The sequence below is a fragment of the Pseudomonas sp. PSPC3-2 genome (assembly GCF_049897085.1).
Taxonomy (GTDB): Bacteria; Pseudomonadota; Gammaproteobacteria; order Pseudomonadales; family Pseudomonadaceae; genus Aquipseudomonas; species Aquipseudomonas paraveronii.
Genome location: NZ_JAFCVO010000001.1, coordinates 58,551 through 84,392, shown reverse-complemented (window position 1 = coordinate 84,392; position 25,842 = coordinate 58,551). Strand labels below are relative to the sequence as shown.

Sequence of the window (25,842 nt, the reverse complement as noted above, 5' to 3'; positions counted from 1 at the left end):
GCATCAACCATCGATCAATGCAGAATCTGGCTCAAGAACAACTTGGTCCGGTCATTCTGCGGGTTGTCGAAGAAGTCATTCGGCGCCGCCTGTTCGACGATCTCGCCCTTGTCCATGAAGATCACGCGGTTGGCCACGGTGCGGGCGAAGCCCATTTCGTGGGTCACGCACAACATGGTCATGCCGTCTTCGGCCAGGCCGATCATGGTGTCGAGCACTTCCTTGACCATTTCCGGGTCGAGGGCCGAGGTCGGCTCGTCGAATAGCATGATTTTCGGCTTCATGCACAGCGCCCGAGCGATGGCTACGCGCTGTTGCTGGCCGCCCGAGAGTTGCCCCGGAAACTTGTGGGCCTGCTCCGGAATGCGCACGCGCTCCAGGTAGTGCATGGCGATTTCTTCGGCCTTGCGCTTGGGCATCTTGCGCACCCACATCGGCGCCAGCGTGCAGTTCTGCAGAATGGTCAGGTGCGGGAACAGGTTGAAGTGCTGGAACACCATGCCGACTTCGCGGCGGATCGCTTCGATCTGCTTGAGGTCGTTGGTCAGCTCCACGCCATCGACCACGATGCGGCCTTGCTGGTGTTCTTCCAGGCGGTTGAGGCAGCGGATGGTGGTGGACTTGCCCGAACCCGACGGGCCGCACAGCACGATACGCTCGCCCTGCTTGACGTTGAGGTTGATGTCTTTCAACACGTGGAACTGGCCGTACCACTTGTTCACGCCCTGCATCTGGATAATGCCTTCAGGGCTCACAGGCTGTTTGATCGCTTCGCTCATAACAACAACTCCTAACGCTTGTGGCCTGTGTCGAGCTTGTGTTCCAAATGAATGGAATAGCGCGACATACCAAAACAGAAAATCCAGAACACCAAGGCGGCGAACACGTAGCCTTCAGTGGCCATGCCCAACCATTTCGGGTCGGCGGCGGCTTGCTTGACGCTGTTGAGCAGGTCGAACAAACCGATGATGATCACCAGGCTCGTGTCCTTGAACAGCGCAATAAAGGTGTTGACGATGCCAGGGATCACCAGCTTCAGGGCTTGCGGCAGAATCACCAGGCCCATGCTGCGCCAGTAACCCAGGCCCATCGCCGCAGCCGCTTCGTACTGACCTTTGGGAATCGCCTGCAAGCCACCACGCACCACTTCCGCCACGTAGGCCGACTGGAACAGGATCACGCCAATCAATGCCCGCAGCAGCTTGTCGATGCCCATGCCTTCGGGCAGGAACAACGGCAGCATCACCGAGGACATGAACAGCACCGTGATCAACGGCACGCCGCGCCAGAACTCGATGAAGGTCACGCAGACCACACGAATCGCCGGCATGTTCGAACGCCGCCCCAAGGCCAGCACAATCCCCAGCGGCAAGGCGCCGGCGATGCCGACGGTGGCGATGACCAGGGTCAGCATCAGGCCGCCCCATTGGCTGGTGGCCACGCTGGTCAGGCCAAAAATGCCGCCGCGCAGCAGGAAGAAGGCAATGATCGGGTACAGCACCAGAAAGCTCAGGCCGTAGATCGCCTTGCGTGAAAAACGCGAGATGAACAACGGCGCCACGCCAACGATCGCCAGCCACACGGTCAGGTCCACACGCCAGCGCAGGTCGCCGGGGTAGTAGCCGTACATGAACTGCCCGAAGCGCTGTTGGATGAATACCCAGCAGGCGCCCTCTTTGGTGCAGTCCGCGCGAGTGGTCCCGACCCAGTTGGCGTCGAGAATGGCCCAGTGCAGGATGGGCGGCACAACCAGGTAGATCAGGTAAAACGCCAACAAGGTCAGCAGGGTGTTGAGCCAGCTGGAAAACAGGTTGGCGCGCATCCATGCCATCGGCCCGAAGACTTTGCTCGGCGGTGGCATATCAGGTTTGAACGTATGCGAACTCATGCTCGTTTCCTCACCGCTCGATCAGCGCAATGCGCTTGTTGTACCAGTTCATCAGCAAGGAAATGCTGATGCTGATCGCCAGGTACACGCTCATGGTGATGGCAATGACTTCGATGGCCTGGCCGGTCTGATTGAGCACCGTGCCGGCAAACAGCGAAACCATTTCCGGGTAACCGATACCGGCGGCCAACGACGAGTTTTTCGCCAGGTTCAGGTATTGGCTGGTCAGCGGCGGAATGATCACCCGCAGGGCTTGCGGGATGATGACCTTACGCAGCGTCGGCCCGGGGCGCAGGCCCAGGGAGCGCGCGGCTTCAGTCTGGCCGTGGCTGACGGACTTGATGCCTGAGCGCACGATCTCGGCGATAAACGCGGCGGTGTACACGGTCAGTGCCAGGGTCAGCGCCAGCAGTTCAGGGATCAGCACCCAGCCGCCGACGAAGTTGAAGCCTTGCAGCTTGGGCATTTCCCAGTGCAACGGCGCGCCGAAGATCAACGCGCACAACGCAGGGATCAATACCAGCAACGCCAGGCCCACCCAGAACTTGTGGAACGGTACACCGGTGGCTTCAAAGCGCTTGTTGGCCCAGCGGGTCATCAGCACGATCGCCACGATGGCCACGACCACGCTGGCCACGAACGGCCAGAACCCGTCGGCGGCCAGTGCTGCCGGCATGTTCAGGCCACGGCTGCTGACGAAGAACGTATCGCCGAAGTTATGGCTGTTGCGCGGCCCCGGCATGGTCAGGAATACCGCGAAGTACCAGAACAGGATTTGCAGCAGCGGCGGGATGTTGCGGAACACTTCCACGTACACCGTCGCCAGCTTGTTGATCATCCAGTTGGGCGACAAGCGGGCCACGCCGATGATGAAGCCGAGCAGAGTCGCCAGGACCACGCCGATCACGGTCACCAGCAAGGTATTGAGCAGCCCGATCACAAACACCCGGGCATAGCTGTCCGATTCGGTGTAGTCGATCAAGTGCTGCGCGATGCCGAAGCCGGCACTGCGCTCAAGAAAGTCGAAACCCGAGGTAATGCCCCGGTGTTGAAGGTTGGTCTGGGTATTGTTGAAGAGGTACCAGCCCAGCGAGACCACCGCCACAATCGTGATGATCTGGAAGAGCCACGCACGCACTTTGGGATCGCTGAAGCTGAGCTTCTGCTTTGGTGCGCCGATTTTATTTTGCATGAAGTGCCCCGGAAAGAATGGAACAGAACATCACCCGGCGGTTGGCCCACCGGGTGATAGAACCATCAGCGATCAGCGCACAGGGGGTGCGTATTGAATGCCACCGTTGTTCCACAGCGCGTTCAGGCCACGGTCAATTTCCAGCGGCGTGCTTTTACCGAGGTTTTTCTCGAACACTTCGCCGTAGTTACCGACTTGCTTGACGATCTGCACGACCCAGTCTTTCTTCACTTTCAGGTCTTTGCCGTATTCGCCGTCAGCACCCAGCAGGCGTGCGACGTCCGGGTTCTTGGTGGACTTGGCTTCCGCCTCGACGTTCTTCGACGTGATACCGGCTTCTTCAGCGTTGAGCATGGCGTAGCCTACCCAGCGCACGATGGCCAGCCACTCGTCGTCGCCATTACGCACGACCGGACCCAGCGGCTCCTTGGAAATGGTTTCCGGCAGAACCACGTAGTCTTTCGGCGAGGCCAACTTGCTGCGCTGGGCGAACAGTTGGGACTTGTCGGAGGTCAACACGTCGCAACGCCCGGATTCCAGCGACTTGGCGCTTTCGTCGGAGGTGTCGAAGGTGATCGGGGTGTATTTGAGGTTGTTGCCACGGAAGTAGTCGGAAACGTTCAGTTCAGTGGTGGTACCGGCCTGGATGCAGATGGTTGCACCGTCCAGTTCCTTGGCACTTTTAACGCCCAGCTTGTTGTTTACCAGAAAGCCGATGCCGTCGTAGTAAGTGATGAAGCCAGGGAATTTCAGGCCCATGCCGGCATCGCGGGAGCTGGTCATGGTGGTGTTACGCGACAGGATGTCGACTTCACCGGACTGCAGCGCGGTGAAACGCTCCTTGGCGTTCAACTGGCTGAATTTGACTTTGGTCGCGTCGCCGAAAACGGCAGCGGCTACCGCGCGGCAATAATCAGCGTCGATCCCGAGGATCTTGCCGCTGGCATCCGGTACCGAGAAACCCGGCAAGCCGTCACTCACGCCACATTGCACAAAGCCTTTCTTCTGCACGGCGTCCAGGGTGGCGCCGGCGTGGGCGAAACCACTGACACCCAGTACAGCGGCCGCGGAAACGATGGCCAGGGTGGATTTCAATACCTTCATTCAAACCTCCAGTTGCTCTTGTTGTGTCGGAGCTAGAACCTCAGCGCACCCTTATGAGGCGATATCGACCCGTGTTGGCTTTTATTAGGGTCAAGCGGCATGAGGCGATCGCAGTAATTCCAGTTGCTATCCCATAAACGGCAGGCACTGATAGTGTTACCGTCCGAGGAAAGTTCTGACATCGACCTACACATAGCAAAGCGCGTACCAGAGTGGCTGCTGAGTCGTTTCAGCCCAAGGTCAATGAAAAAAGATTCAACCTTGCGACATTCTCGTAACAGATCAAACTATTGCGCACCGTTCCATCGCACTTAATCGGAGCGCACGCACATTTATGGAGCAGACATGACCGAAGCCTTGATTCTTCAGCCCCGCAACACCGCAGACGCCTGTGTCATCTGGCTGCATGGCCTGGGGGCCGATCGCTACGACTTCAAATCGGTGGCCGAAGCGCTGCAGGAAAACTTGCTGACCACCCGCTTCGTCTTGCCTCAGGCGCCCACCCGTCCGGTGACCATCAACGGCGGCTACGAGATGCCCAGTTGGTACGACATCAAGGCCATGAGCCCGGCCCGCTCCATCAGCCTGGAACAGCTGAAAGACTCGGCCAAAATGGTCACAGAATTGATCAAGCAACAAAAAAGCAGCGGAATAGACGCCTCGCGGATTTTCCTGGCGGGTTTTTCCCAGGGCGGCGCCGTGGTGTTCCACACCGCGTTCCATAAATGGCAAGGCGCCTTGGGTGGCGTGATTGCCCTCTCCACTTACGCGCCCACTTTCGACGACGAACTGGAGTTGTCCGCCAGTCAGCAGCGCATTCCGGTCCTGTGCCTGCATGGCCAGTACGACGATGTGGTACAGAACGCCATGGGGCGCAGCGCTTATGAGCACTTGAAGACCCGTGGTGTCACCGTGACATGGCAGGAATACCCAATGGGTCACGAAGTGTTACCTGAAGAGATCAGCGATATCGGTACGTGGTTGACCGAACGTCTGCGCTGAACGCCCCGGTTTATTTAGCCACATGACAGACGCACTACGCCGCGCCCGATTCTTGCATTACACTGGCCGGCGTATATTCCTTAACCAATTAATGAGATCACCGTGCTCAAAGCACTTAAGAAGATGTTCGGCAAAAGCGAGGCTGAGCCGCTCGCGCCAGTTCCCAGTGCTCCTGTCCCGACAACCGGCAGCCGCCACGAAGGTAAACAGCCTGGCCAGACCGCCGCTGTGGCCGCGCCGAAACCGCTCGAGGTGACACCCGCCGAACCGCCGAAACCGACCGAAGCCGCTGCGGCACCTGCGCCAAAAGCCGCACGGCGTGAACGCGCGCCCAAACCGCCCGTCACACCGTGGAAGCTCGAAGATTTCGTCGTTGAACCCCAGGAAGGCAAAACCCGCTTCCACGATTTCAAGCTCGCACCGGAACTGATGCACGCCATCCAGGACCTGGGCTTCCCCTACTGCACACCGATCCAGGCGCAGGTGCTCGGTTTCACCCTGGCCGGCAAAGACGCCATCGGCCGCGCCCAGACCGGCACCGGCAAGACCGCCGCGTTCCTGATCTCGATCATCACCCAGCTACTGCAAACGCCGCCGCCGAAAGAGCGCTACATGGGCGAGCCACGCGCGCTGATCATCGCCCCGACCCGCGAACTGGTGGTGCAGATCGCCAAGGACGCCGCCGACCTGACCAAGTACACCGGCCTCAACGTCATGACGTTCGTCGGTGGCATGGACTTCGACAAGCAGCTCAAGCACCTCGAAGCCCGCCATTGCGACATCCTGGTCGCCACCCCGGGCCGCCTGCTCGATTTCAACCAGCGCGGCGACGTGCATCTGGACATGGTCGAAGTGATGGTGCTGGACGAAGCCGACCGCATGCTCGACATGGGCTTTATCCCGCAAGTACGCCAGATCATTCGCCAGACCCCGCCGAAAAACGAACGCCAGACCCTGCTGTTCTCCGCGACCTTCACCGAAGACGTGATGAACCTCGCCAAGCAGTGGACCACCGACCCGTCCATCGTCGAGATCGAGGCGCTGAACGTCGCCAGCGAAAACGTCGAGCAACACATCTTTGCCGTGGCCGGCGCCGACAAGTACAAGCTGCTCTACAACCTGATCAACGACAACGGTTGGGAGCGCGTGATGGTGTTCGCCAACCGCAAGGACGAAGTGCGCCGTATCGAAGAACGCCTGGTGCGCGATGGCGTCAACGCCGCGCAACTGTCGGGCGACGTACCGCAGCACAAGCGCATCAAGACCCTCGAAGGCTTTCGCGAAGGCAAGATCCGCGTGCTGGTGGCCACCGACGTGGCCGGGCGCGGGATTCACATCGACGGCATCAGCCACGTGATCAACTTCACCCTGCCGGAAATGCCGGACGACTACGTACACCGCATTGGCCGTACCGGCCGTGCCGGGGCTGCGGGGGTGTCGATCAGTTTTGCCGGGGAAGATGACTCGTATCAGTTGCCGTCGATCGAGACGCTGCTGGGCCGTAAGATCAGTTGCGAGACGCCGTCGACGCACTTGCTCCGTGCTGTAGAACGCAAACGACCTTAGGCTGAAATGCGTTCAACAATGTGGGAGGGGCGGTGCGACGATTCGACTTGCCCCCGATAGCAGTGGGTCAGTCAACAGAGATGTTGAATGTGCCACAGCTATCGGGGGCAAGCCCCCTCCCACATTTGCATCTATGTTCGGCTGACTATTTCCAGCGATCCGCTGCTGCGTGATCGCTGTCGCGCCCTTCGACCCAGTGCGCGCCCTCAGGGGTATTTTCCTTCTTCCAGAACGGCGCACGGGTCTTCAGGTAGTCCATCACAAATGCGCAGGCATCAAACGCAGCCTGGCGATGCGCGCTGGCCGCCGCGACGAAGACAATCGGCTCGCCCGGTTCCAGCGCGCCGATGCGGTGCAGCACTTCCAGCTTAAGCAGCGGCCAGCGCTGTTCGGCTTCCACGGCGATCTTGGCCAGGGCTTTTTCGGTCATGCCGGGGTAATGTTCAAGGAACATCCCCGCCACATCGTGGCCGTCATTGAAGTCGCGGACATAGCCGACAAAACTTACCACCGCGCCGACGCCGACATTGGCGGCGTGCATCGCATTGACTTCGGCACCGGGGTCAAAGGGCTCGGGCTGCACACGAATGGCCACGCTCAGCCCCCGGTCACGGGTGGGAAAAACGCAACTTCATCACCGGCCTGCAGCGGTTCGTCGAGGCTGCACAGTTCCTGATTACGCGCACACATCAAGCTGGTTTCGTTGAGCACCTCAAAGCCCGGGTCGCCGGCCAATGCCTGGCGCACAGCGTCGACGGTCGCGAAGTCGCCTTCCACCTCCAGCGAATCCAGGCCCACCGCTTCGCTGTAGCGGGCAAAAAACAATACGTTGATGCTCATGCTTGATCCGCCTTGAAATGCCCACTTTTACCGCCGAGCTTTTCCAGCAGGCGAATGCTTTCGATGGTCATGCCACGGTCCACAGCCTTGCACATGTCGTAGATCGTCAATGCGGCAACACTGGCGGCGGTGAGTGCCTCCATCTCCACACCGGTCTGGCCGGAGAGTTTGCAGCGCGCCACGATATGCACCGCGTCCACACCCTCAGCGCTGAGTTCGACCTTGACGCCAGTGAGCATCAGCGGGTGACACAGGGGGATCAGGTCGCTGGTTTTTTTCGCCGCCTGGATTCCGGCAATGCGGGCCACGGCAAACACGTCGCCCTTGGGATGGGCGCCGTCGACAATCATTTTCAGGGTCTCGGGCAGCATGCGCACGCGCGCTTCGGCCACCGCCTCACGGAACGTCACGGACTTGTCGGTGACGTCGACCATATGGGCGCGACCTTGGGAATCGAGATGAGTCAGCACAGGGATACTCCTGATCAGGAGCGTCGATTGTAAACCCAATGTAAAAGAAATGTGGGAGGGAGCAAGCCCCCTCCCACACCGACCGCGTTTACAAGTGAGATTCGGCGTATTCGGCCAAAATCGAACGTGGCACCCCTTGCAGCGCGATATGCACGCCGTTCGGGAAGTCTTTGAAGCGTTCCGTCAGGTACGTCAGCCCGGAGCTGGTCGCGGACAGGTAAGGGGTGTCGATCTGCGCCAGGTTGCCCAGGCACACCACTTTGGAACCGGCGCCAGCACGGGTGATGATGGTTTTCATCTGGTGCGGCGTGAGGTTCTGGCATTCATCGATCAAAATCAGGCTCTGCTGGAAGCTGCGACCTCGGATGTAGTTGAGGGATTTGAACTGCAACGGCACTTTGCTGAGGATGTAGTCGACGCTGCCATGGGTGTTTTCGTCATCCATGTGCAAGGCTTCGAGGTTGTCGGTGATCGCCCCCAGCCACGGCTCCATTTTTTCCGCTTCGGTGCCGGGCAGGAAACCGATTTCCTGGTCCAGACCCTGCACGCTGCGGGTGGCGATGATGCGGCGATAGCGCTTGGTCACCATGGTCTGCTCGATGGCGGCAGCCAGGGCAAGAATGGTTTTGCCCGAGCCGGCGGCGCCGGTCAGGTTGACCAGGTGGATGTCCGGGTCGAGCAGCGCATACAGCGCCAGGCTCTGGTAGATATCACGCGGTTTCAGGCCCCAGGCTTCCTGGTGCAACAGGGGTTCCTGATGCAGGTCGAGGATCAGCAGCTTGTCGACCTGGATCTCTTTGATCCAGCCCACAAAACCCTGTTCGTCGATGATGAACTCGTTGACGTGTACCGCCGGCAGGTTGTCGATCAGTTGCACCTGGTGCCAGGTGCGACCGTGGTCCTGACGGGTTTCGACCTTGCTGACGCGATCCCAGAACGAGCCGGTCATGGTGTGATAACCACGGGACAGCATCGACACGTCGTCGACCAGTTGGTCAGTACTGTAGTCCTCGGCAGCGATCCCACACGCTCGTGCCTTGAGGCGCATATTGATGTCTTTGGTCACCAGCACGACGCGCAGGTCCTTGTCACGTGCGTGCAGGTCGATCAATTGGTTGATGATTTTGTTGTCGTTGAGGTTTTCCGGCAGCAGGCTGTTGGGCTCGCTGCGCTTGCTCATCAGAATCGACAGCAAGCCCTTGGGCCCGCTCTTGCCGCGCTGGATCGGCACGCCGACTTCGACGTCCTCGGGTGATGCTTCGCCCAGGGTTTTGTCGATCAGGCGGATCGCCTGGCGACATTCTGCTGCCACGCTGTGATGCCCACTTTTGAGTTTGTCGAGTTCCTCCAGCACGATCATCGGGATGGCGACGTGGTGTTCTTCGAAGTTAAGCAGCGCGTTCGGATCGTGGATCAGTACGTTGGTATCAAGCACATAAAGGATTGGCTGGTCGGAAGAAGGGTTACGTCCATGATCATCCATACTCGGTCACCTTTGTGGGAGCCAGTCGACGCAATACCACAACAGTGCTGCGCCTCGATTCGACCACCGAATGCACCTGAGGGACGTCAAGTGCATTGCCCACATGAGGAGTCTTGGAAGACGCCACCTGTGTTGCAGGTTTCGGCGATCTGACTTCGTAATACCGCAAAACCCATGACAGGAAAAAGCACTTTGACGTTTTTTTGAAGTTTATTTTTCAGGATGACGAATAGCACTAGCCGAGTGCCAGCCACGCCGTTAAAGTCGGAAGTCCGCCTGCATCGAAATATCCTACAAAATCACCGCAGAAATGCCGCATCCCCAACGGCAATAGGCACTTCAGCCTTTTCAGCGAAACGCCTCCCGGCAGTCCTGCCAACCCAGCCCGCTTTGCGCCGTTGCCTGCAACAACATCGGCAATGCCACCCGCGCCTTATCCTGGGTGTCGTGAAACACAATCACCCCTTTGCGCCACAACAACATCAAGGTCAGCACCCGCTGCGCCGACTCATCGGCCTTGAGCTTGCCCGGTTCGTCCTGGGAGTCGATATCCCACAACGCCACCTGCAAACCCTGGGACTGGAAGAAACCCTGGCTGTCCGCACGACGCTGACCGTAGGGTGGACGGAACAGCGGCACGTAATTCTCCGGCATCAGGTTCTGCGCCAGTGAGGCACTGCGGGTGATGGAGCTTTGCCAGTCGACCCAATGGCTGTGGGAACGGTACTGCCAGCCCTGGGTGCCCACGCACTGGCCTTGGTACAGCGCCTGCACATCGGCTGCGGAACTGCGCTCCACGCGGTTTTGCAGGCTGCTGCCAAGGGCGAAGAACGTGGCGTTCATCTTCTGCTTGCGCAGGTAGTCCGTGAGCCAGTCGGTATTGCCGCTGACCGGGGCCGGGCCGCCGTCGAAGGTCAGCAGGAACAACCGGTCGTTGAATTCATCGCCATTGCGCTCATGGTCGCCGAAACGCGCGACTTCGCTGCTGATCTGCGGGAACAGCGCGGCTTTGCGTAGCAGCTCGTCCAGGTAACGCTCGTGGAAATTGTGGCTCGGGCCGGCCCAACCTATATAGAAGGAGTTTTCGCTGATCTCAAACTTGCCGGCCTGCTCGCGCAAGTCGTCCATGTTTTCCACCAGGTAGCAGAACGACGCGTCTTCCTCGCAACTCTCCTGGGCGAAGGTGTAGCCCTCCAGCAGGCGCTGCCAGAGCTGGCGACGCAGATCGTCGATGGCCGCCAGGTTGATGATCTTCAGGCCCAGGCGCTGTTTGAGCGCCGCTTCATCCAGGGCTTCGCTGGCGATCAGGCTGTGGGCGAACATCAGGATTTCGGCGCGCGAGGCCACGTCGAACAGCGCAGGGCTGCTGAGTTTTTCCGGCCAGACGCCACGATCCAGGCTGGCCACATCCACGGGCGCCGCGTGGGCATTGAGGCATAACAGGCACGCCGACAAAAAAAACGCTATTCGCACACAGGGTCTCCCTCTCCAGAGTCACCGGCCATCATAGCGGATCGCGCCTATCGCCATCATAGGTGGAGTCAAAACGCCCAACACCCTAGAATCCTCGCACGATTACAGGAGCCAACTTCATGCTGATGGTGATTTCCCCCGCCAAGACCCTCGACTTCGAGTCCAGGCCTGCGACCCCGCGTTTTACCCAGCCGCAGTATCTGGACCACTCCCAGGAACTGATCGAGCAACTGCGCCACCTGAGCCCGGCGCAAATCAGCGAATTGATGCATGTATCCGACAAGATCGGCGGCCTCAACGCCGCGCGTTTCGGCAGCTGGAGCCCGGCGTTCACGCCGGCCAATGCCAAGCAGGCGTTGCTGGCATTCAAGGGCGACGTGTACACGGGCCTGAACGCCGAAACCTTTAGCGACGCCGACTTCAGCTACGCCCAGGACCACCTGCGCATGCTCTCGGGCCTGTACGGCCTGCTGCGCCCCCTGGACCTGATGATGCCGTATCGCCTGGAGATGGGCACCAAACTGGCCAACGCCCGTGGCAAGGACCTGTACGCCTTCTGGGGCACCCGGATCAGCGAGTGGCTCAACCAAGCCCTGGCCGAACAAGGCGATGACGTACTGCTCAACCTGGCGTCCAACGAATACTTCTCAGCGGTCAAGCGCACGGCCCTGAACGCAAGGATCGTCAACACCGAGTTCAAGGACCTGAAGAACGGCCAGTACAAGATCATCAGCTTCTACGCGAAAAAGGCCCGGGGCATGATGAGCCGCTTCGTGATCGAAGAGCGCATCAACGATCCGGCCCAGCTCAAGCAGTTCGATGTGCAGGGTTATCGCTTCAATGCGGAGCAGTCCAAGCCCGACAAACTGGTGTTCCTGCGCGATCACGCACCGGAATAAGGCCCTGCTCCGCCCTCATAGACGCTAAAGATCATATGTGGGAGGGGGCTTGCCCCCGATGGGGGTGGGTCAGTCGACACATGTATGACTGACACACCGCCATCGGGGGCAAGTCGAATCGTCGCACCGCCCCTCCCACATTTTTGTCTGCATTCCACCCCGCAAATCGTCAATTGTTTGGCGTCAAAAAATACATTGACACATCCATAACTTTTATTTCACTCGACATTCATCATTTTTTTTCGTAGTGGCACCACTTTTTTAAAATACTAGTGGCACAAAACTATTCCCGCGTACCAACTCCCCGCAACTACTGGCCCAAATAGCAAGTGCTATCAATATAGTACCAGTGCCATCTTTACCCATATTTCAAGAAATTTCCGGAAACAGGATGAGCGGCCAGGAACTTCGTCCTAAAGCACCGCTCATACCACCGGTAACGTAATTCTCTGTTTCTGTAAGAGATGACTTACATAGCGACCAACGGAAGTAGCGAAGTTGTCACATTTAACTTTGACTCAGGGCTGATATTACCAACCGATTAGTTAAGAGCGGCGACAAGGATGAATTGCCACACACTATAAGGCCAAGGCTGTGTTTACCCCAATGGGTCAGTGATGAAACACAAGGCATTGATAGTTAAAGGCTTATTGCCTCTATCAAGACCCTGCGGCACTGGCGCCTGGCCCTTCTCCCAGGAAGGCCGGCTGCATTTGAGGGCAAGCCCCAATAAAAAGGCCACGTTGCGCACAACTTGAGTGCAATAGTTAGTCACTCGTTATTCAACATGCCTGCATGCGATAAGTCGGCGTCTATTCGCCTAACTTTCGCGGCATCAGTGACGCTTGCAAACATGAACTCCGGCCATCTATTGGCAGATTTAATACCGTCTTCAATGACAAAGAGGTAAATGCGATGCGCATCAGCATATTTGGTTTGGGTTACGTAGGCGCAGTCTGTGCCGGTTGCCTGTCTGCCCGTGGCCATGAAGTGGTCGGCGTAGACATCTCCAAGGAAAAGATCGACCTGATCAACGCCGGTAAATCGCCGATCGTTGAGCCGGGTCTGGGCGAACTGCTGAGCCAGGGCATCGAGACCGGTCGACTGCGCGGCACGACCAACTTCGCAGACGCCATCCGCGATACCGACCTGTCGATGATTTGCGTCGGCACGCCGAGCAAGAAAAACGGCGACCTGGAACTCAACTACATCGAATCGGTATGCCGCGAGATCGGTTTTGTCCTGCGTGACAAGACCACCCGCCACACCATCGTCGTGCGTAGCACCGTGTTGCCGGGCACCGTGGCCAACGTGGTGATCCCGATCCTCGAAGACTGCTCCGGCAAGAAAGCCGGCGTCGACTTCGGCGTCGCGGTCAACCCGGAATTCCTGCGCGAGTCCACGGCCATCGCCGACTACGACCTGCCACCGATGACCGTCATCGGCGAATTCGACAAAGCCTCCGGCGATGTCCTGCAATCGCTGTACGAAGAACTCGACGCGCCGATCATCCGCAAGGACATCGCCGTTGCCGAAATGATCAAGTACACCTGCAACGTGTGGCACGCCACCAAGGTGACCTTCGCCAACGAGATCGGCAACATCGCCAAGGCCGTCGGCGTCGATGGTCGCGAAGTGATGGAAGTGGTCTGCCAGGACAAAACCCTCAACCTGTCCCAGTACTACATGCGCCCAGGCTTCGCATTCGGCGGCTCGTGCCTGCCCAAAGATGTGCGCGCGCTGACTTACCGCGCCGGCTCCCTGGACGTGGAAGCGCCGCTGCTCAACTCGCTGATGCGCAGCAACGAATCCCAGGTGCAGAACGCCTTCGACATCGTGGCCGGCCACGACAAACGCAAAGTCGCGCTGCTGGGCTTGAGCTTCAAGGCCGGCACCGACGACCTGCGCGAAAGCCCACTGGTGGAACTGGCGGAAATGCTGATCGGCAAGGGCTACGACCTGAGCATCTACGACAGCAACGTCGAGTACGCCCGTGTCCACGGCGCGAACAAGGAGTACATCGAAGGGAAAATCCCCCACGTGTCGTCCCTGCTCAACTCGGACTTCGATGATGTGATCAACAACTCCGACGTAATCATCCTCGGCAACCGTGATGAGAAGTTCCGTGCCCTGGCGCAGAACGCGCCACACGGCAAGCAAGTGGTCGACCTGGTGGGCTTCATGTCCAAGGCCACCTGCGTGACGGGCCGCACCGAAGGTATTTGCTGGTAACAGCAACGGCAAGTTTCGAGCTGCAAGCGTCCTGATCCCCAGCGCTTGCAGCTTGAAGCCTTCTTCACCTTCGGATGACGCTTATGTCCAAGTTAAAACACGTACTGCTCCAATCCGCCGGCTGGCTGTTCTTCTTGAGCCTGCTGATGGGACTCGCCCTGCTATTGCCGGCGAGTACGTTCGACTCCGAGTCGAAGAATTTTATTTTCCTGATTGGTGCCGTCGGTATCTGGCGCTACTCGATGGGTGCGACGCATTTCTTTCGCGGCATGCTGTTCCTGTACGTGGTCTACCCACACCTGCGGCGCAAAGTGCGCAAGCTGGGCAAGTCAGCGGACCCGTCCCATGTGTTCCTGATGGTCACCAGTTTTCGGATCGATGCGCTGACCACCGCGCAGGTCTACAGCTCGGTGATTCGCGAAGCGATCGAATGCGGATTCCCCACCACCGTGGTCTGCTCGCTGGTGGAAATGTCCGATGAGCTGTTGGTGAAGAGCCTGTGGGAACGCATGAACCCGCCGGACCATGTGAAGCTCGACTTCGTGCGCATCGCCGGCACCGGCAAGCGCGACGGCCTGGCCTTCGGTTTCCGCGCCATCTCCCGCCACTTGCCGGATGACCGCGCCGTGGTTGCAGTGATCGATGGCGACACCGTGCTCGCCGAAGGCGTCGTGCGCAAGACCGTGCCGTGGTTCCAGTTGTTCGGCAATGTCGGCGGCCTGACCACCAACGAGTTCTGCGAAGTGCGCGGCGGCTACATCATGAGCGAGTGGCACAAACTGCGCTTCGCCCAACGCCACATCAACATGTGCTCGATGGCCCTGTCCAAGCGCGTGCTGACCATGACCGGGCGCATGTCGGTGTTCCGTGCCAGCGTCGTCACCGACCCGGGCTTTATCGCCGACGTGGAAAGCGACTCGCTGCAACACTGGCGCCTGGGCCGCTTCAAGTTTTTGACCGGCGACGACAAGTCCAGCTGGTTCAGCCTGATGCGTCTGGGTTACGACACCTTCTACGTGCCGGACGCCGCGATCAACACCGTGGAACACCCGCCCGAAAAGAGCTTTATCAAGGCCAGCCGCAAGCTGATGTTCCGCTGGTACGGCAACAACCTGCGCCAGAACTCCCGCGCCCTGGGCCTGGGTGTACGTCGCCTGGGCCTGTTCACCAGCGTGGTGCTGTTCGACCAGCGCGTGTCGATGTGGACCTCCCTGCTCGGCCTGACCGTGGCAATCATCGCCACCTTCAAGTACGGCGGCGCGTTCATCCTCGCGTACCTGCTGTGGATCGGCATCACCCGCCTGATCCTGACCGTGCTGCTGTCGTGCTCCGGCCACAGGATCGGCCCGGCGTACCCGGTGATTCTCTATTACAACCAGATCATGGGCGCGCTGGTGAAGATCTACGTGTTCTTCCGCCTTGATCAACAGTCCTGGACCCGCCAGGACACCAAACTGACCCGCGATTTGGCCAGCTTTCAACGTTGGTTCAACACCTGGTCGTCTCGGACCATGACCTTCTCCGCCGGCAGCATTTTCGTCGCCGTGTTGCTGATGATGGTCTGACCCTGCCAAGCCTGAATTAACTCTAGGAAATTGCCCTGATGAACAGCCAAGTAAACGCCAACGTTGTCCACGAATCCGAAGCCCAGCGCCAGCACGCCCGAGTCAAAATCCCGGCCAAGCTGCGCTTCTTCAACACTGACCGCACGCAGACCGAAGCGCGGGTCATCGACCTGTCCGCCGGCGGCCTGGCGTTCACCGCCACGCAGCCGTTGACCGTCGGCGAAGTCCACAAGGGTCGCCTGCAGTTCGTCATCGATAACCTCGGCCTGGCAATGGATGTGGAGCTGCAGATTCGCTCCTACGACCGCCAGAGCGGGCGCACCGGTTGCCAGTTCCAGAACCTCGATGCGCAGGATATCTCGACCCTGCGCCACCTGATCACCTCGCACCTGTCGGGCGATATCGTGACCATGGGTGACGTACTCGCCACCCTGCAACGCGACAACTTCACCAAGGCGCGCAAGGTCAAGGACGGCGGCAGCAACATGAGCCCCTTCGGCCGCTTGCGCGCCGTGACGTTCAGCCTGGCGATCTTCCTGGTGGGCCTGGCGGCATTCGGTTTCGTCTTCAAATCGCTGTATGGCATGTACTTTGTCAGCCACGCCCAGGCCGGCCTGGTCAGCGTGCCCGGCATGAACGTGACCATGCCCCGCGACGGCACCGTGCAAAGCCTGCTCAAAGGTGATGCGGTGGCGGCCAAAGGCGCACCACTCGCCACCTTCAGCACCAGCATGCTCGACGTGCTCAAGGGCCACCTGGACGAAGACCAACTGCAACCGGCCAAGGTCGAAGAACTGTTCGGCAAGCAAATGACCGGCACCCTGACCTCCCCTTGCGACTGCGTCGTGGCCCAGCAAATGGTGGCCGACGGTCAGTACGCGAGCAAAGGCGACGTGATCTTCCAACTGGTGCCACGCGGTAGCCTGGCCAACGTGGAAGCACGCTTCTCCTATCGCCAGTTCGCTGACGTTCGCCCAGGTACGCCGGTGAACTTCCAGGTCGCCGACGAAGAACAGACCCGCACCGGCACCATCGTCAGCAGCACCAGCCTGAACAGCGCCGACCTGTCCTCCGACATCCGCGTGCAGATCAAGCCGGATGCTCCGCTGGACAGCGCCTACGCCGGCCGGCCGGTGGAAGTGACCAGCGACCGTGGCCCCTCGCTGAACTGGCTGATCGATAAAGCCATGGCTGCCGGACTGTAAGCGAGGACATGCCTGTGACGACTCTCCTAAAAACACCGCAATCCCTGTGGGAGCGGGCTTGCTCGCGATGGGATCTGCGCGGTTTGCCTGACGGACCGCATGGCCTGCATCGCGAGCAAGCCCGCGCCCACAAGGGTTCTGTAGCGTTGCTGGCACTTGCGGTCAGCCTCGCCGGTTGCGCCGGCCTGCCCGACCAACGCCTGGCCAATGAAGCGCTCAAGCGTGGCGATACCGTCACCGCGCAGCAGAATTACCAGCAACTGGCAGACCTGGGTTACAGCGAGGCCCAGGTGGGCCTGGCCGACATCCAGGTAGGCACCCGCGATCCGGCGCAAATCCAACAGGCCGAGGCCACTTACCGTGCTGCGGCGGATATTTCGCCGCGCGCCCAGGCCCGCCTGGGTCGTCTGCTGGTGGCCAAGCCCGGCGCCACCGAAGCCGAACACCACGAAGCCGAAGGTCTGCTGAAAAAAGCCTTCGCCAATGGCGAAGGCAACACCCTGATCCCGCTGGCGATGCTGTACCTGCAATACCCACACAGCTTCCCCAACGTGAACGCCCAGCAGCAGATCAACCAATGGCAGGCGGCGGGTTACCCGGAAGCCGGTCTGGCCCAAGTGCTGCTCTATCGCACCCAGGACACTTACGACCAGCACTTGGATGACGTTGAGCGCATCTGCAAGGCCGCGCTGAACACCACCGATATCTGCTACGTCGAGCTGGCCACGGTCTACCAGAAAAAAGCCCAGCCGGAAAAACAAGCCGAACTGCTCAAGCAGATGGAAGCCGGCTACAGCCGTGGCACCGTCACCGCGCAGCGTGTCGACAGCGTGGCCCGCGTATTGGGCGACGCTACGCTGGGCACCACCGACGAGAAAACCGCCCAGGCCCTGTTGGAAAAAATCGCCCCCGGCTACCCCGCGTCCTGGGTCAGCCTGGCGCAATTGCTCTACGACTTCCCCGAACTGGGTGACGTCGACCAGATGATGAAGTACCTGGAAAACGGCCGCGCCGCCGACCAGCCGCGCGCCGAGCTGTTGCTGGGCAAGCTCTACTACGATGGCAAGTGGGTACCGGCAGACGCCAAGGCCGCCGAAGCACACTTCCAAAAAGCCGTGGGCCGGGAAGTGGCCGCCGATTACTACCTCGGCCAGATCTACCGCCGTGGCTACCTGGGCAAGGTCTACTCGCAAAAGGCCCTGGACCACCTGCTGACCGCTGCGCGCAACGGCCAGAACAGCGCCGACTTCGCCATCGCCCAATTGTTTTCCCAAGGCAAGGGCACCAAGCCCGACCCATTGAACGCCTATGTCTTCAGCCAATTGGCTAAAGCCCAGGACACGCCAGAGGCCAATGACCTGGCCACGCAGCTCGAAACCCCGCTGACGCCGGAACAACGCGCCGAAGGCCAACGCCTGGTGCAACAGGAACTGGCCGCGCGCGGCACCCTGGCCCAGAGCACGCTGCAACTGCACGCCCTGCAAGAAGAAGACGGCGAGGAATCCCTATGAAGCTCAATCCATTCGTGCAGGCCGGTATCGGCCTGACCTTCGCCCTGCTGTGGTCGTGCCCGACTCTGGCCGCGCTGACTGAAACCAAGAATTTCGGCATGGACGTTAAAATCACCGGCCAGTCCGAAGACGACCGCGACCTGGGCACCAAAGCGGGTGGCGACGTCAACGGCATCGGCCTCGACCTGCGCCCGTGGATCTACGGCGAAAGCGGCAACTGGAGCGCCTACGCCATGGGCCAGGCGGTGGCTTCCAGCGACATCATCGAGACCGACACCCTGCAACAGTCGTCGAGTGACGCCACTGAGCAATCGAGCAACGACGACCGCAAGACCAAGAAGAACTACCTGGCCATGCGCGAGTTCTGGGTCGGCTACAGCGGCTTCACGCCCTACCCCGGCGAGATCCTCAAGCTCGGTCGCCAACGTCTGCACAATGACGACGGCCAATGGCGCGACACCAATATCGAAGCGCTGAACTGGACCTTCGACACGACCCTGCTCAAGGCCAATGTCGGTGCCGCCGAACGTTTCAGCGAATACCGCACCGACCTCAAGGAACTGTCGCCCAAGGACAAGGACCGCCAGCACTTCTACGCTGACGCCGCCTACCAGTGGACGCCGGGGCAGTGGATCGGCCTGCGCGGTCACCACACCCATGACGACGGCAAGCTCGACTACGCCGAACCGGGCGTGGCCACTGACCCGTTGGACAAACGCGAGAACGGCGACCTGACCTGGCTCGGCATCGAAGCCAACAGCGACGCCTACAACTGGCGCAACACCAACACCGTCAACTACTGGGCCAGCGTCACCGGCATGCAGGGCGACCGCGACACGGTCAACGCCTTGAACGCCGACGGCACCCGCCCCACCGCCGCCAAGCGCAGCGACGACGTCAGTGGCTGGGCCACCGACCTGGGTGTGCGCCTGCGCCTCGACCCGCAGTGGCAAGTCGGTGCGGCCTATTCGCGCGCCAGCGCCGAATACGAGCAGAACGGCCTGCAGAGCAACCGCTCGAACTGGACCGGCACGCAGTCCCGCGTCCACCGTTTCGGCGAAGCGTTTCGCGGCGAGATGAACAACATGCAGTCCATGAGCCTGTTCGCTTCCTGGCAACTGCGCGAGGACTATGACGCCAGCCTGGTGTACCACAAGTTCTGGCGCGTCGACGGCAACAAGCCGGTGGGCAGCAACGGCATCGATGCCGTGCAGAACAACACCGATGACGTGACCGGCGCGATCCTGTCCAGCACCTCGCTGCCCCTTGAAGACGGCAAGAAAGACCTGGGCCAGGAGATGGACCTGGTCGTCACCAAGTACTTCAAAAAAGGCCTGCTGCCGGCCGCGCTCAGCCAGTCGATCGACGAACCGTCGGCGCTGGTGCGCTTTCGTGCCGGCGTGTTCAAACCGGGCGACGCCTATGGCAGCCAGGTCGACTCGTACATGCATCGCGCCTTTGTCGACGTGATCTGGAAGTTCTGATGGGAGCCCGCGCAATGATTGCTCACCCCTTCACAGGCAGATGCTTGCTGGTGACCGCGATGCTGATGGCCAGCGCCACAGCCGTCGCCGATACCGCGCAGCCGGTCAAGGCGCCGACCATCGCCAAAGAACTGCAACAGGCCAAGACCTACACCATTTCCAGCCCGCCGACCGCACCGCTGGAAATGCCCAAGCCGGCCCTGCCGGACCTGTCGGGCTACACCGCTGCGGCGATGGAAAAAAAGATCGTGCGCAAGAAGCCCGGCAAAATCAGCATCCGCCGCATGATGCAGGAAGATGCGCTCAAGGACTTCATCGGCGGCGACAACAAGATGGCCGAGTGGGTGGTGCGCCAGCACGGCATTCCCCAGGCGATCTTTATCGACGACGGCTACATGAACCTCAAGGACCTGCTGGGCAAAGTGCCCAAGCAGTACCTCAGCGAAACCTCGCCGGGCGTGTTCCTCGCCAAGTTGCCGATCGTGGTCGGGCGCAAGGGCATCCTGGACATCGACAAGCAGACCAAAGAACTGCGCCTGTCCCAGGAAGCCGGTTCGTTCCTGATCAACGACGGCCAACTGTTTGTGCGCGATACCAAGATCACCGGCTGGAAAGAAAAGGCCAACGGCCCGGCGACCTTCCAGTCGCCCAATGAATTCCGTCCGTTCCTGCTGGCCTGGGGCGGCACCGAGACCTACATCGCCAACACCAAGATGGCCAGTTTCGGTTACGCCAACAGTAAGTCGTATGGGGTGAGTATTTCCCAGTACACGCCGAACATGGCCAAGGTGCTCAAGCGCTCTGAGCCGACCGGCTGGATCATCGATTCCGAGTTCTCGGACATGTGGTACGGCTTCTACTGCTACGAGACCGAAGGCTTCGTGATCAAGGGCAATACCTACAAAGACAACATTGTCTACGGGATTGACCCCCACGACCGTTCCCACGGCCTGATCATCGCGGACAACAGCGTCTACGGCACCAAGAAGAAGCACGGCATCATCATTTCCCGGGAAGTGAACGACAGCTTCATCTTTAACAACCGCAGCTACGACAACAAACTCTCGGGCCTGGTGATCGACCGTAACAGCGTGAACAACCTGATCGCCGACAACGAGATCTACCGCAACCACACCGACGGCATCACGCTCTACGAGAGCGGCGACAACCTGTTGTGGGGCAACAAAGTGATCGCCAACCGTCGCCACGGCATCCGTATACGTAACAGCGTCAACATCAAGCTGTACGAAAACACCTCGATGGCCAACGGCCTGACCGGGGTCTACGGCCACATCAAGGATCTGACCGACACCGACCGCGACATCGCCCTCGACCCGTTCGACGCCAAGGTCTCGCTGATCGTGGTCGGCGGTGAACTGGCCGGTAACGGCAGCGGGCCGCTGTCGATCGATTCGCCGTTGAGCATCGAGTTGTACCGCGTGTCGATGCTGGCGCCGACCAAATCCAGCGGCATCAGCTTCAACGGCATTCTTGGCGAGCGCCAGGAAGAAATTCTCGACCTGCTGGTACGCCAGCAGAAAGCCGTGCTGATCGACCCTGTCGAACGCCAGACCGAAATGCAGGACTGAGGATGACCCTTATGCACCCACACATGATCAAACTGCTGAGCCTCTCGGGTCTGACCCTCGGCCTGCTTGCGGCCAGCCAGGGCGTGCGCGCCGACGAAATCAAGGCGCCGACCTTCAGCGCCGAACCGTGCTGCAGCCTCTGCCCGGCGGCGCATGACGCGAAGAACTACACCACGCGCTATCAGCAGAACTTCACCACCCTGGTGCAAGCCCAGGGCGACTGGCTGTTCCGTACCCAGGAAGATCTGCGCACCGAGTTCGACACCAGCCCCGCCGGCTACAAACGCATGCAACAACTGCACGATGCGTTCAAGGCCAAGGGCGTGGAACTGGTGGTGGTCTACCAACCGACCCGTGGCCTGGTGAACCGCAATAAGCTCAACCCCGAGGAAAAAGCCACGTTCGATTTCGACAAGGCCCTGGGCAACTACAAAACCATGCTCGGCCGTTTCGCCAAGATGGGCTACGTGGTGCCGGACCTGTCGCCGTTGACCAACGAGCAGCTCCCGGATGAATTGCCGGCCCACGACTTCTACTTCCGCGGCGACCAGCACTGGACCCCTTACGGCGCCCAGCGCACCGCAAAAATCGTCGGCGCCAAAGTACGTGCGATGCCCGAGTTCGCCGAGATTCCCAAGCGTGAATTCGAGACCAAGCGCTCCGGGCGCATGGGCAAGACCGGCACCCTGCACAACATGGCCGGGCAACTCTGCGGCACCAGCTACGCGATCCAGTACATGGACCAGTTCACCACCGAGCCCAAGGGCGAAGCGGGCGACGGCGACCTGTTCGGCGATTCGGGCAACCCGCAGATCACCCTGGTCGGCACCAGCCACAGCGGCAAGAACTACAACTTCGCAGGCTTCCTTGAACAGGAAATCGGTGCCGACATCCTCAACGTCGCCTTCCCCGGCGGTGGCCTGGAAGGCTCGATGATCCAGTACCTGGGCAGCGACGAATTCCAGAAGAGTCCGCCGAAGATCTTGATCTGGGAGTTCTCGCCGCTGTACCGCCTCGACCAGGAAACCATCTATCGCCAGATGATGTCGTTGCTGGACAACGGCTGCGAAGGCAAGACCGCGCAGATGAGTGCCAGCGCCACCTTGAAACCCGGCAAGAACGAATTAATGGTCAACAGCTCGAACAAAGACCTGCGCAACGTCAACCATCAGGTCGATATCCGCTTCGCCGATCCGTCGGTGAAAACCTTGCAAGCCACCCTCTGGTACATGAATGGGCGCCACGAGGACATCAAGATCGAGAAACCCGAAACATCCGATACAGACGGGCGTTTCGCCTTTGAACTGCGCACCGACGAAGACTGGGCCTCGCAGAACTTGCTGGCCGTGGAAGTGCAGGGCCCCGAAGCGGGTGCTGCCGCGCAAAAAGTCGAAGCGAAAATTTGCACACGCAACGTATTCCCCGCAGGTGGTCAACAGACTGCCTCTACCGGGCAATGAGGTTACCTATGCAGAAGTTATTGATCCCTACCTTACTGGGCCTGGCGATGTTCGCTGGCTCCGTGAATGCCGCCGCGCCGCTGCGCCCGCCCCAGGGCTACTTTGCACCGATCGAGGCGTTCAAGACCGGCGACTTCAAGGACGGCTGCGACGCGATGCCGACGCCCTACACCGGCTCGCTGCAGTTTCGCAGCAAGTACGAAGGTTCGGACAAGGCGCGCTCCACGCTGAACGTGCAGTCGGAAAAAGCCTTCCGCGACAGCACCGCCGACATCACCACGCTGGAAAAAGACACCAGCAAGCGCGTGATGCAGTTCATGCGCGACGGTCGCCCGGAACAGTTGGAATGCACCTTGAACTGGCTGACCAGCTGGGCCAAGGCGGATGCGTTGATGTCCAAGGACTTCAACCATACCGGCAAATCCATGCGCAAATGGGCGCTGGGCAGCATGGCCTCGGCCTATGTGCGCCTGAAGTTCTCCGACTCGCACCCGCTGGCCAACCACCAGCAGGAATCGCAGCTGATCGAAGCCTGGTTCAACCGGCTGGCCGATCAGGTGGTGAGCGACTGGGACAACCTGCCGCTGGAAAAAACCAACAACCACTCCTACTGGGCCGCCTGGTCGGTGATGGCGACGTCCATCGCGACCAACCGTCGCGACCTGTTTGATTGGTCGGTGAAGGAATACAAGGTCGGCGTCAACCAGATCGACGACCAAGGCTTCCTGCCGAACGAATTGAAACGTCAGCAGCGCGCCCTGTCGTACCACAACTACGCCCTGCCACCGCTGTCGATGATCGCCAGTTTTGCCCTGGTCAACGGGGTGGACCTGCGCCAGGAAAACAACGGCGCGCTCAAACGCCTGGGCGACAAGGTGCTGGCCGGGGTCAAAGACCCGCAGATCTTCGAGCAGAAGAACGGCAAAGAGCAGGACATGAAGGACCTCAAGGAAGACATGAAATTCGCCTGGCTTGAGCCGTTCTGCAGCCTCTACACCTGCGCGCCGGATGTGCTCGAGCGCAAACATGGAATGCAGCCGTTCAAGACCTTTCGCCTGGGGGGTGACCTGACCAAGGTCTACGACCCGACACATGAGAAAGGCAACAAAAGCCACTGACGAAACGCGGTTTAAAAAGAAATGTGGGAGGGGGCTTGCTCCCGATGGCGGTGTACCAGTCGCCATCTGTGTTGAATGACACACCGCTATCGGGAGCAAGCCCCCTCCCACATTTCTGACCGCATTTCGACAGTGAGAACGCAATACAACCTCCCCCCGGATTCGTGGGGGGGTTTGGGGGGGCTCCGGCCCTTGACTGTTGGTTAAACGTGGAGAGATCGGGATGGTTTTCTCGTCCAATGTGTTCCTGTTTCTGTTCTTGCCGATCTTTCTCGGCTTGTACTACTTGAGCGGGCAACGCTATCGCAACCTGCTGCTGCTGCTGGCCAGCTACGTGTTCTACGCCTGGTGGCGAGTGGACTTCCTGGCGCTGTTCGCCGCCGTCACGCTGTGGAACTACTGGATCGGCCTCAAGGTCGGTGCCGCCGGCGTGCGTACCAAGCCGGCCCAACGCTGGCTGCTGCTGGGCGTGGTGCTCGACCTGTGCATCCTCGGCTACTTCAAGTACGCCAACTTCGGCGTCGACAGCATCAACGTGATGATGAAGTCAGCGGGCCTGGAGCCGTTTATCCTCACCCACGTGCTGTTGCCGATCGGGATCTCGTTCTACATCTTCGAGTCCATCAGCTACATCATCGACGTGTATCGCGGCGACACCCCGGCCACGCGCAACCTCATCGACTTTGCAGCGTTCGTGGCGATCTTCCCGCACTTGATCGCCGGCCCCGTGCTGCGTTTTCGCGACCTGGCCGACCAGTTCAACAACCGCACCCACACCCTCGACAAGTTCTCCGAGGGCTGTACGCGGTTCATGCAGGGTTTCATCAAGAAGGTCTTCATCGCCGACACCCTGGCGGTGGTGGCCGACCATTGTTTCGCCCTGCAAAACCCCACCACCGGCGATGCCTGGCTCGGTGCGCTGGCCTACACCGCGCAGTTGTACTTCGACTTCTCCGGCTACAGCGACATGGCCATCGGCCTGGGCTTGATGATGGGTTTCCGCTTCATGGAAAACTTCAAGCAGCCGTACATCAGCCAATCGATCACCGAGTTCTGGCGGCGCTGGCACATCAGCCTGTCGACCTGGCTGCGTGACTACCTCTACATCACCCTGGGCGGCAACCGTAAAGGCACGCTGACCACCTACCGCAACCTGTTCCTGACCATGCTGCTTGGTGGCCTGTGGCACGGTGCGAACATCACTTACATCGTGTGGGGCGCCTGGCACGGCATGTGGCTGGCCATCGAGAAAGCCATCGGCCTCAACACCTCGCCGCGCAGCTTCAACCCGGTGCGCTGGGTCTTCACCTTCCTGTTGGTGGTGATGGGCTGGGTGATCTTCCGTTCCGAAAACCTGCACGTCGCCGGCCGCATGTACGGCGCGATGTTCAGCTTTGGCGAGTGGTCGCTGTCGGAACTCAACCGGGCCAACCTCACCGGCCTGCAAGTGGCAACCCTGGTGGTGGCCTACGCAACCCTGGCGTTCTTTGGCCTGCGCGACTTTTACCGCAACCGCCCTGCCGAGAAAACCAAGCCGGCCGACCCGAGCCTGATCAAGGCAGTGCCTGGCGACGACCCTGGCAGCATCCACCAGCCAGGTTTCACCGTCGGTAAAGACGCCGCCGTACAACCGGCCTACTGGACCGCTGACTGGCCACGCTACGCCATGCGCGCAGCGGTGCTGCTGCTGTTCGTGGCGTCGATTCTCAAACTGTCGGCGCAGAGTTTCTCGCCGTTCCTTTACTTCCAATTCTGAGGGAG

The 25,842-nt window shown here is 60.1% G+C and carries 21 protein-coding genes; 12 read left to right on the top strand and 9 right to left on the bottom strand.

Features of this window, described 5'->3' with window-relative positions:
* Window positions 1–14 precede the first annotated feature (14 nt).
* The 4 genes from ACP7CJ_RS00375 to ACP7CJ_RS00360 all read right to left on the bottom strand — a co-directional run bounded on the left by ACP7CJ_RS00375 (window position 15) and on the right by ACP7CJ_RS00360 (window position 4,184).
* Window positions 15–779, bottom strand: coding sequence for an amino acid ABC transporter ATP-binding protein (locus tag ACP7CJ_RS00375; RefSeq protein WP_003171943.1), 765 nt, complete (start codon window positions 777–779; stop codon window positions 15–17).
* Between the two features lie 11 nt (window positions 780–790).
* The gene (locus tag ACP7CJ_RS00370; protein WP_426099699.1) at window positions 791–1,888 is read right to left on the bottom strand and encodes an amino acid ABC transporter permease; all 1,098 of its coding nucleotides are present in this window, start codon (window positions 1,886–1,888) and stop codon (window positions 791–793) included.
* 10 nt (window positions 1,889–1,898) lie between these two features.
* Window positions 1,899–3,080: an amino acid ABC transporter permease gene (locus tag ACP7CJ_RS00365; protein WP_247399106.1), complete on the bottom strand. Its 1,182-nt coding sequence runs from the start codon at window positions 3,078–3,080 to the stop codon at window positions 1,899–1,901.
* Window positions 3,081–3,152: 72 nt separating this feature from the next.
* Entirely contained in the window at window positions 3,153–4,184 is a 1,032-nt protein-coding gene (locus ACP7CJ_RS00360) for an amino acid ABC transporter substrate-binding protein (protein WP_247399103.1), read from the bottom strand.
* 345 nt (window positions 4,185–4,529) lie between these two features.
* Between ACP7CJ_RS00360 and ACP7CJ_RS00355 the strand changes: the two genes are divergently transcribed.
* Window positions 4,530–5,186 (top strand): alpha/beta hydrolase, encoded by a 657-nt coding sequence (locus ACP7CJ_RS00355; RefSeq protein WP_247399100.1) that lies wholly within the window; start codon window positions 4,530–4,532, stop codon window positions 5,184–5,186.
* Window positions 5,187–5,282: 96 nt separating this feature from the next.
* On the top strand, window positions 5,283–6,752 hold the full coding sequence (rhlB, locus tag ACP7CJ_RS00350) for an ATP-dependent RNA helicase RhlB (RefSeq protein WP_247399120.1): 1,470 nt from the start codon (window positions 5,283–5,285) through the stop codon (window positions 6,750–6,752).
* A gap of 145 nt (window positions 6,753–6,897) precedes the next feature.
* Here the strand turns inward: rhlB and moaE are convergent, their stop codons facing one another.
* The 5 genes from moaE to ACP7CJ_RS00325 all read right to left on the bottom strand — a co-directional run bounded on the left by moaE (window position 6,898) and on the right by ACP7CJ_RS00325 (window position 11,018).
* Entirely contained in the window at window positions 6,898–7,347 is a 450-nt protein-coding gene (gene moaE, locus ACP7CJ_RS00345; protein WP_276196604.1) for a molybdopterin synthase catalytic subunit MoaE, read from the bottom strand.
* Between the two features lie 2 nt (window positions 7,348–7,349).
* Entirely contained in the window at window positions 7,350–7,592 is a 243-nt protein-coding gene (gene moaD, locus ACP7CJ_RS00340; RefSeq protein ID WP_247399093.1) for a molybdopterin converting factor subunit 1, read from the bottom strand.
* Window positions 7,589–8,062, bottom strand: coding sequence for a cyclic pyranopterin monophosphate synthase MoaC (moaC, locus tag ACP7CJ_RS00335; RefSeq protein WP_253393480.1), 474 nt, complete (start codon window positions 8,060–8,062; stop codon window positions 7,589–7,591). Before moaC ends, moaD begins: the two co-directional genes overlap by 4 nt.
* Before the next feature lie 88 nt (window positions 8,063–8,150).
* Complete coding sequence (locus ACP7CJ_RS00330) at window positions 8,151–9,545, bottom strand: PhoH family protein (protein WP_247399072.1); 1,395 nt, start codon at window positions 9,543–9,545, stop codon at window positions 8,151–8,153.
* Between the two features lie 348 nt (window positions 9,546–9,893).
* Window positions 9,894–11,018 carry a polysaccharide deacetylase family protein gene (locus tag ACP7CJ_RS00325; RefSeq protein WP_426099700.1) on the bottom strand — a complete coding sequence of 375 codons (1,125 nt, stop codon included), beginning with the start codon at window positions 11,016–11,018 and terminating at the stop codon, window positions 9,894–9,896.
* Between the two features lie 119 nt (window positions 11,019–11,137).
* Between ACP7CJ_RS00325 and yaaA the strand changes: the two genes are divergently transcribed.
* The 10 genes from yaaA (at window position 11,138) to ACP7CJ_RS00275 (ending at window position 25,837) form a co-directional block, all read left to right on the top strand.
* Entirely contained in the window at window positions 11,138–11,917 is a 780-nt protein-coding gene (gene yaaA / locus ACP7CJ_RS00320) for a peroxide stress protein YaaA (RefSeq protein ID WP_247399052.1), read from the top strand.
* Window positions 11,918–12,832: 915 nt separating this feature from the next.
* Entirely contained in the window at window positions 12,833–14,149 is a 1,317-nt protein-coding gene (locus ACP7CJ_RS00315; RefSeq protein ID WP_247399050.1) for a nucleotide sugar dehydrogenase, read from the top strand.
* A gap of 83 nt (window positions 14,150–14,232) precedes the next feature.
* Entirely contained in the window at window positions 14,233–15,714 is a 1,482-nt protein-coding gene (gene alg8, locus ACP7CJ_RS00310; RefSeq protein ID WP_276196601.1) for a mannuronan synthase, read from the top strand.
* Between the two features lie 38 nt (window positions 15,715–15,752).
* Window positions 15,753–16,919 carry an alginate biosynthesis protein Alg44 gene (locus tag ACP7CJ_RS00305; protein ID WP_276196600.1) on the top strand — a complete coding sequence of 389 codons (1,167 nt, stop codon included), beginning with the start codon at window positions 15,753–15,755 and terminating at the stop codon, window positions 16,917–16,919.
* Between the two features lie 8 nt (window positions 16,920–16,927).
* Window positions 16,928–18,430: an alginate biosynthesis TPR repeat lipoprotein AlgK gene (algK, locus tag ACP7CJ_RS00300; protein WP_426099701.1), complete on the top strand. Its 1,503-nt coding sequence runs from the start codon at window positions 16,928–16,930 to the stop codon at window positions 18,428–18,430.
* Entirely contained in the window at window positions 18,427–19,914 is a 1,488-nt protein-coding gene (locus ACP7CJ_RS00295; protein ID WP_426099702.1) for an alginate export family protein, read from the top strand. The genes algK and ACP7CJ_RS00295 overlap by 4 nt, the downstream gene beginning before the upstream one ends.
* Entirely contained in the window at window positions 19,914–21,503 is a 1,590-nt protein-coding gene (gene algG / locus ACP7CJ_RS00290; RefSeq protein ID WP_426099703.1) for a mannuronan 5-epimerase AlgG, read from the top strand. Before ACP7CJ_RS00295 ends, algG begins: the two co-directional genes overlap by 1 nt.
* Window positions 21,504–21,514: 11 nt before the next feature.
* Entirely contained in the window at window positions 21,515–22,963 is a 1,449-nt protein-coding gene (locus ACP7CJ_RS00285) for an alginate O-acetyltransferase (RefSeq protein ID WP_276196596.1), read from the top strand.
* 8 nt (window positions 22,964–22,971) lie between these two features.
* Entirely contained in the window at window positions 22,972–24,081 is a 1,110-nt protein-coding gene (locus tag ACP7CJ_RS00280) for a mannuronate-specific alginate lyase (protein ID WP_276196595.1), read from the top strand.
* A gap of 223 nt (window positions 24,082–24,304) precedes the next feature.
* Entirely contained in the window at window positions 24,305–25,837 is a 1,533-nt protein-coding gene (locus ACP7CJ_RS00275) for an MBOAT family O-acyltransferase (RefSeq protein ID WP_426099704.1), read from the top strand.
* The last annotated feature ends 5 nt before the right edge of the window (window positions 25,838–25,842 follow it).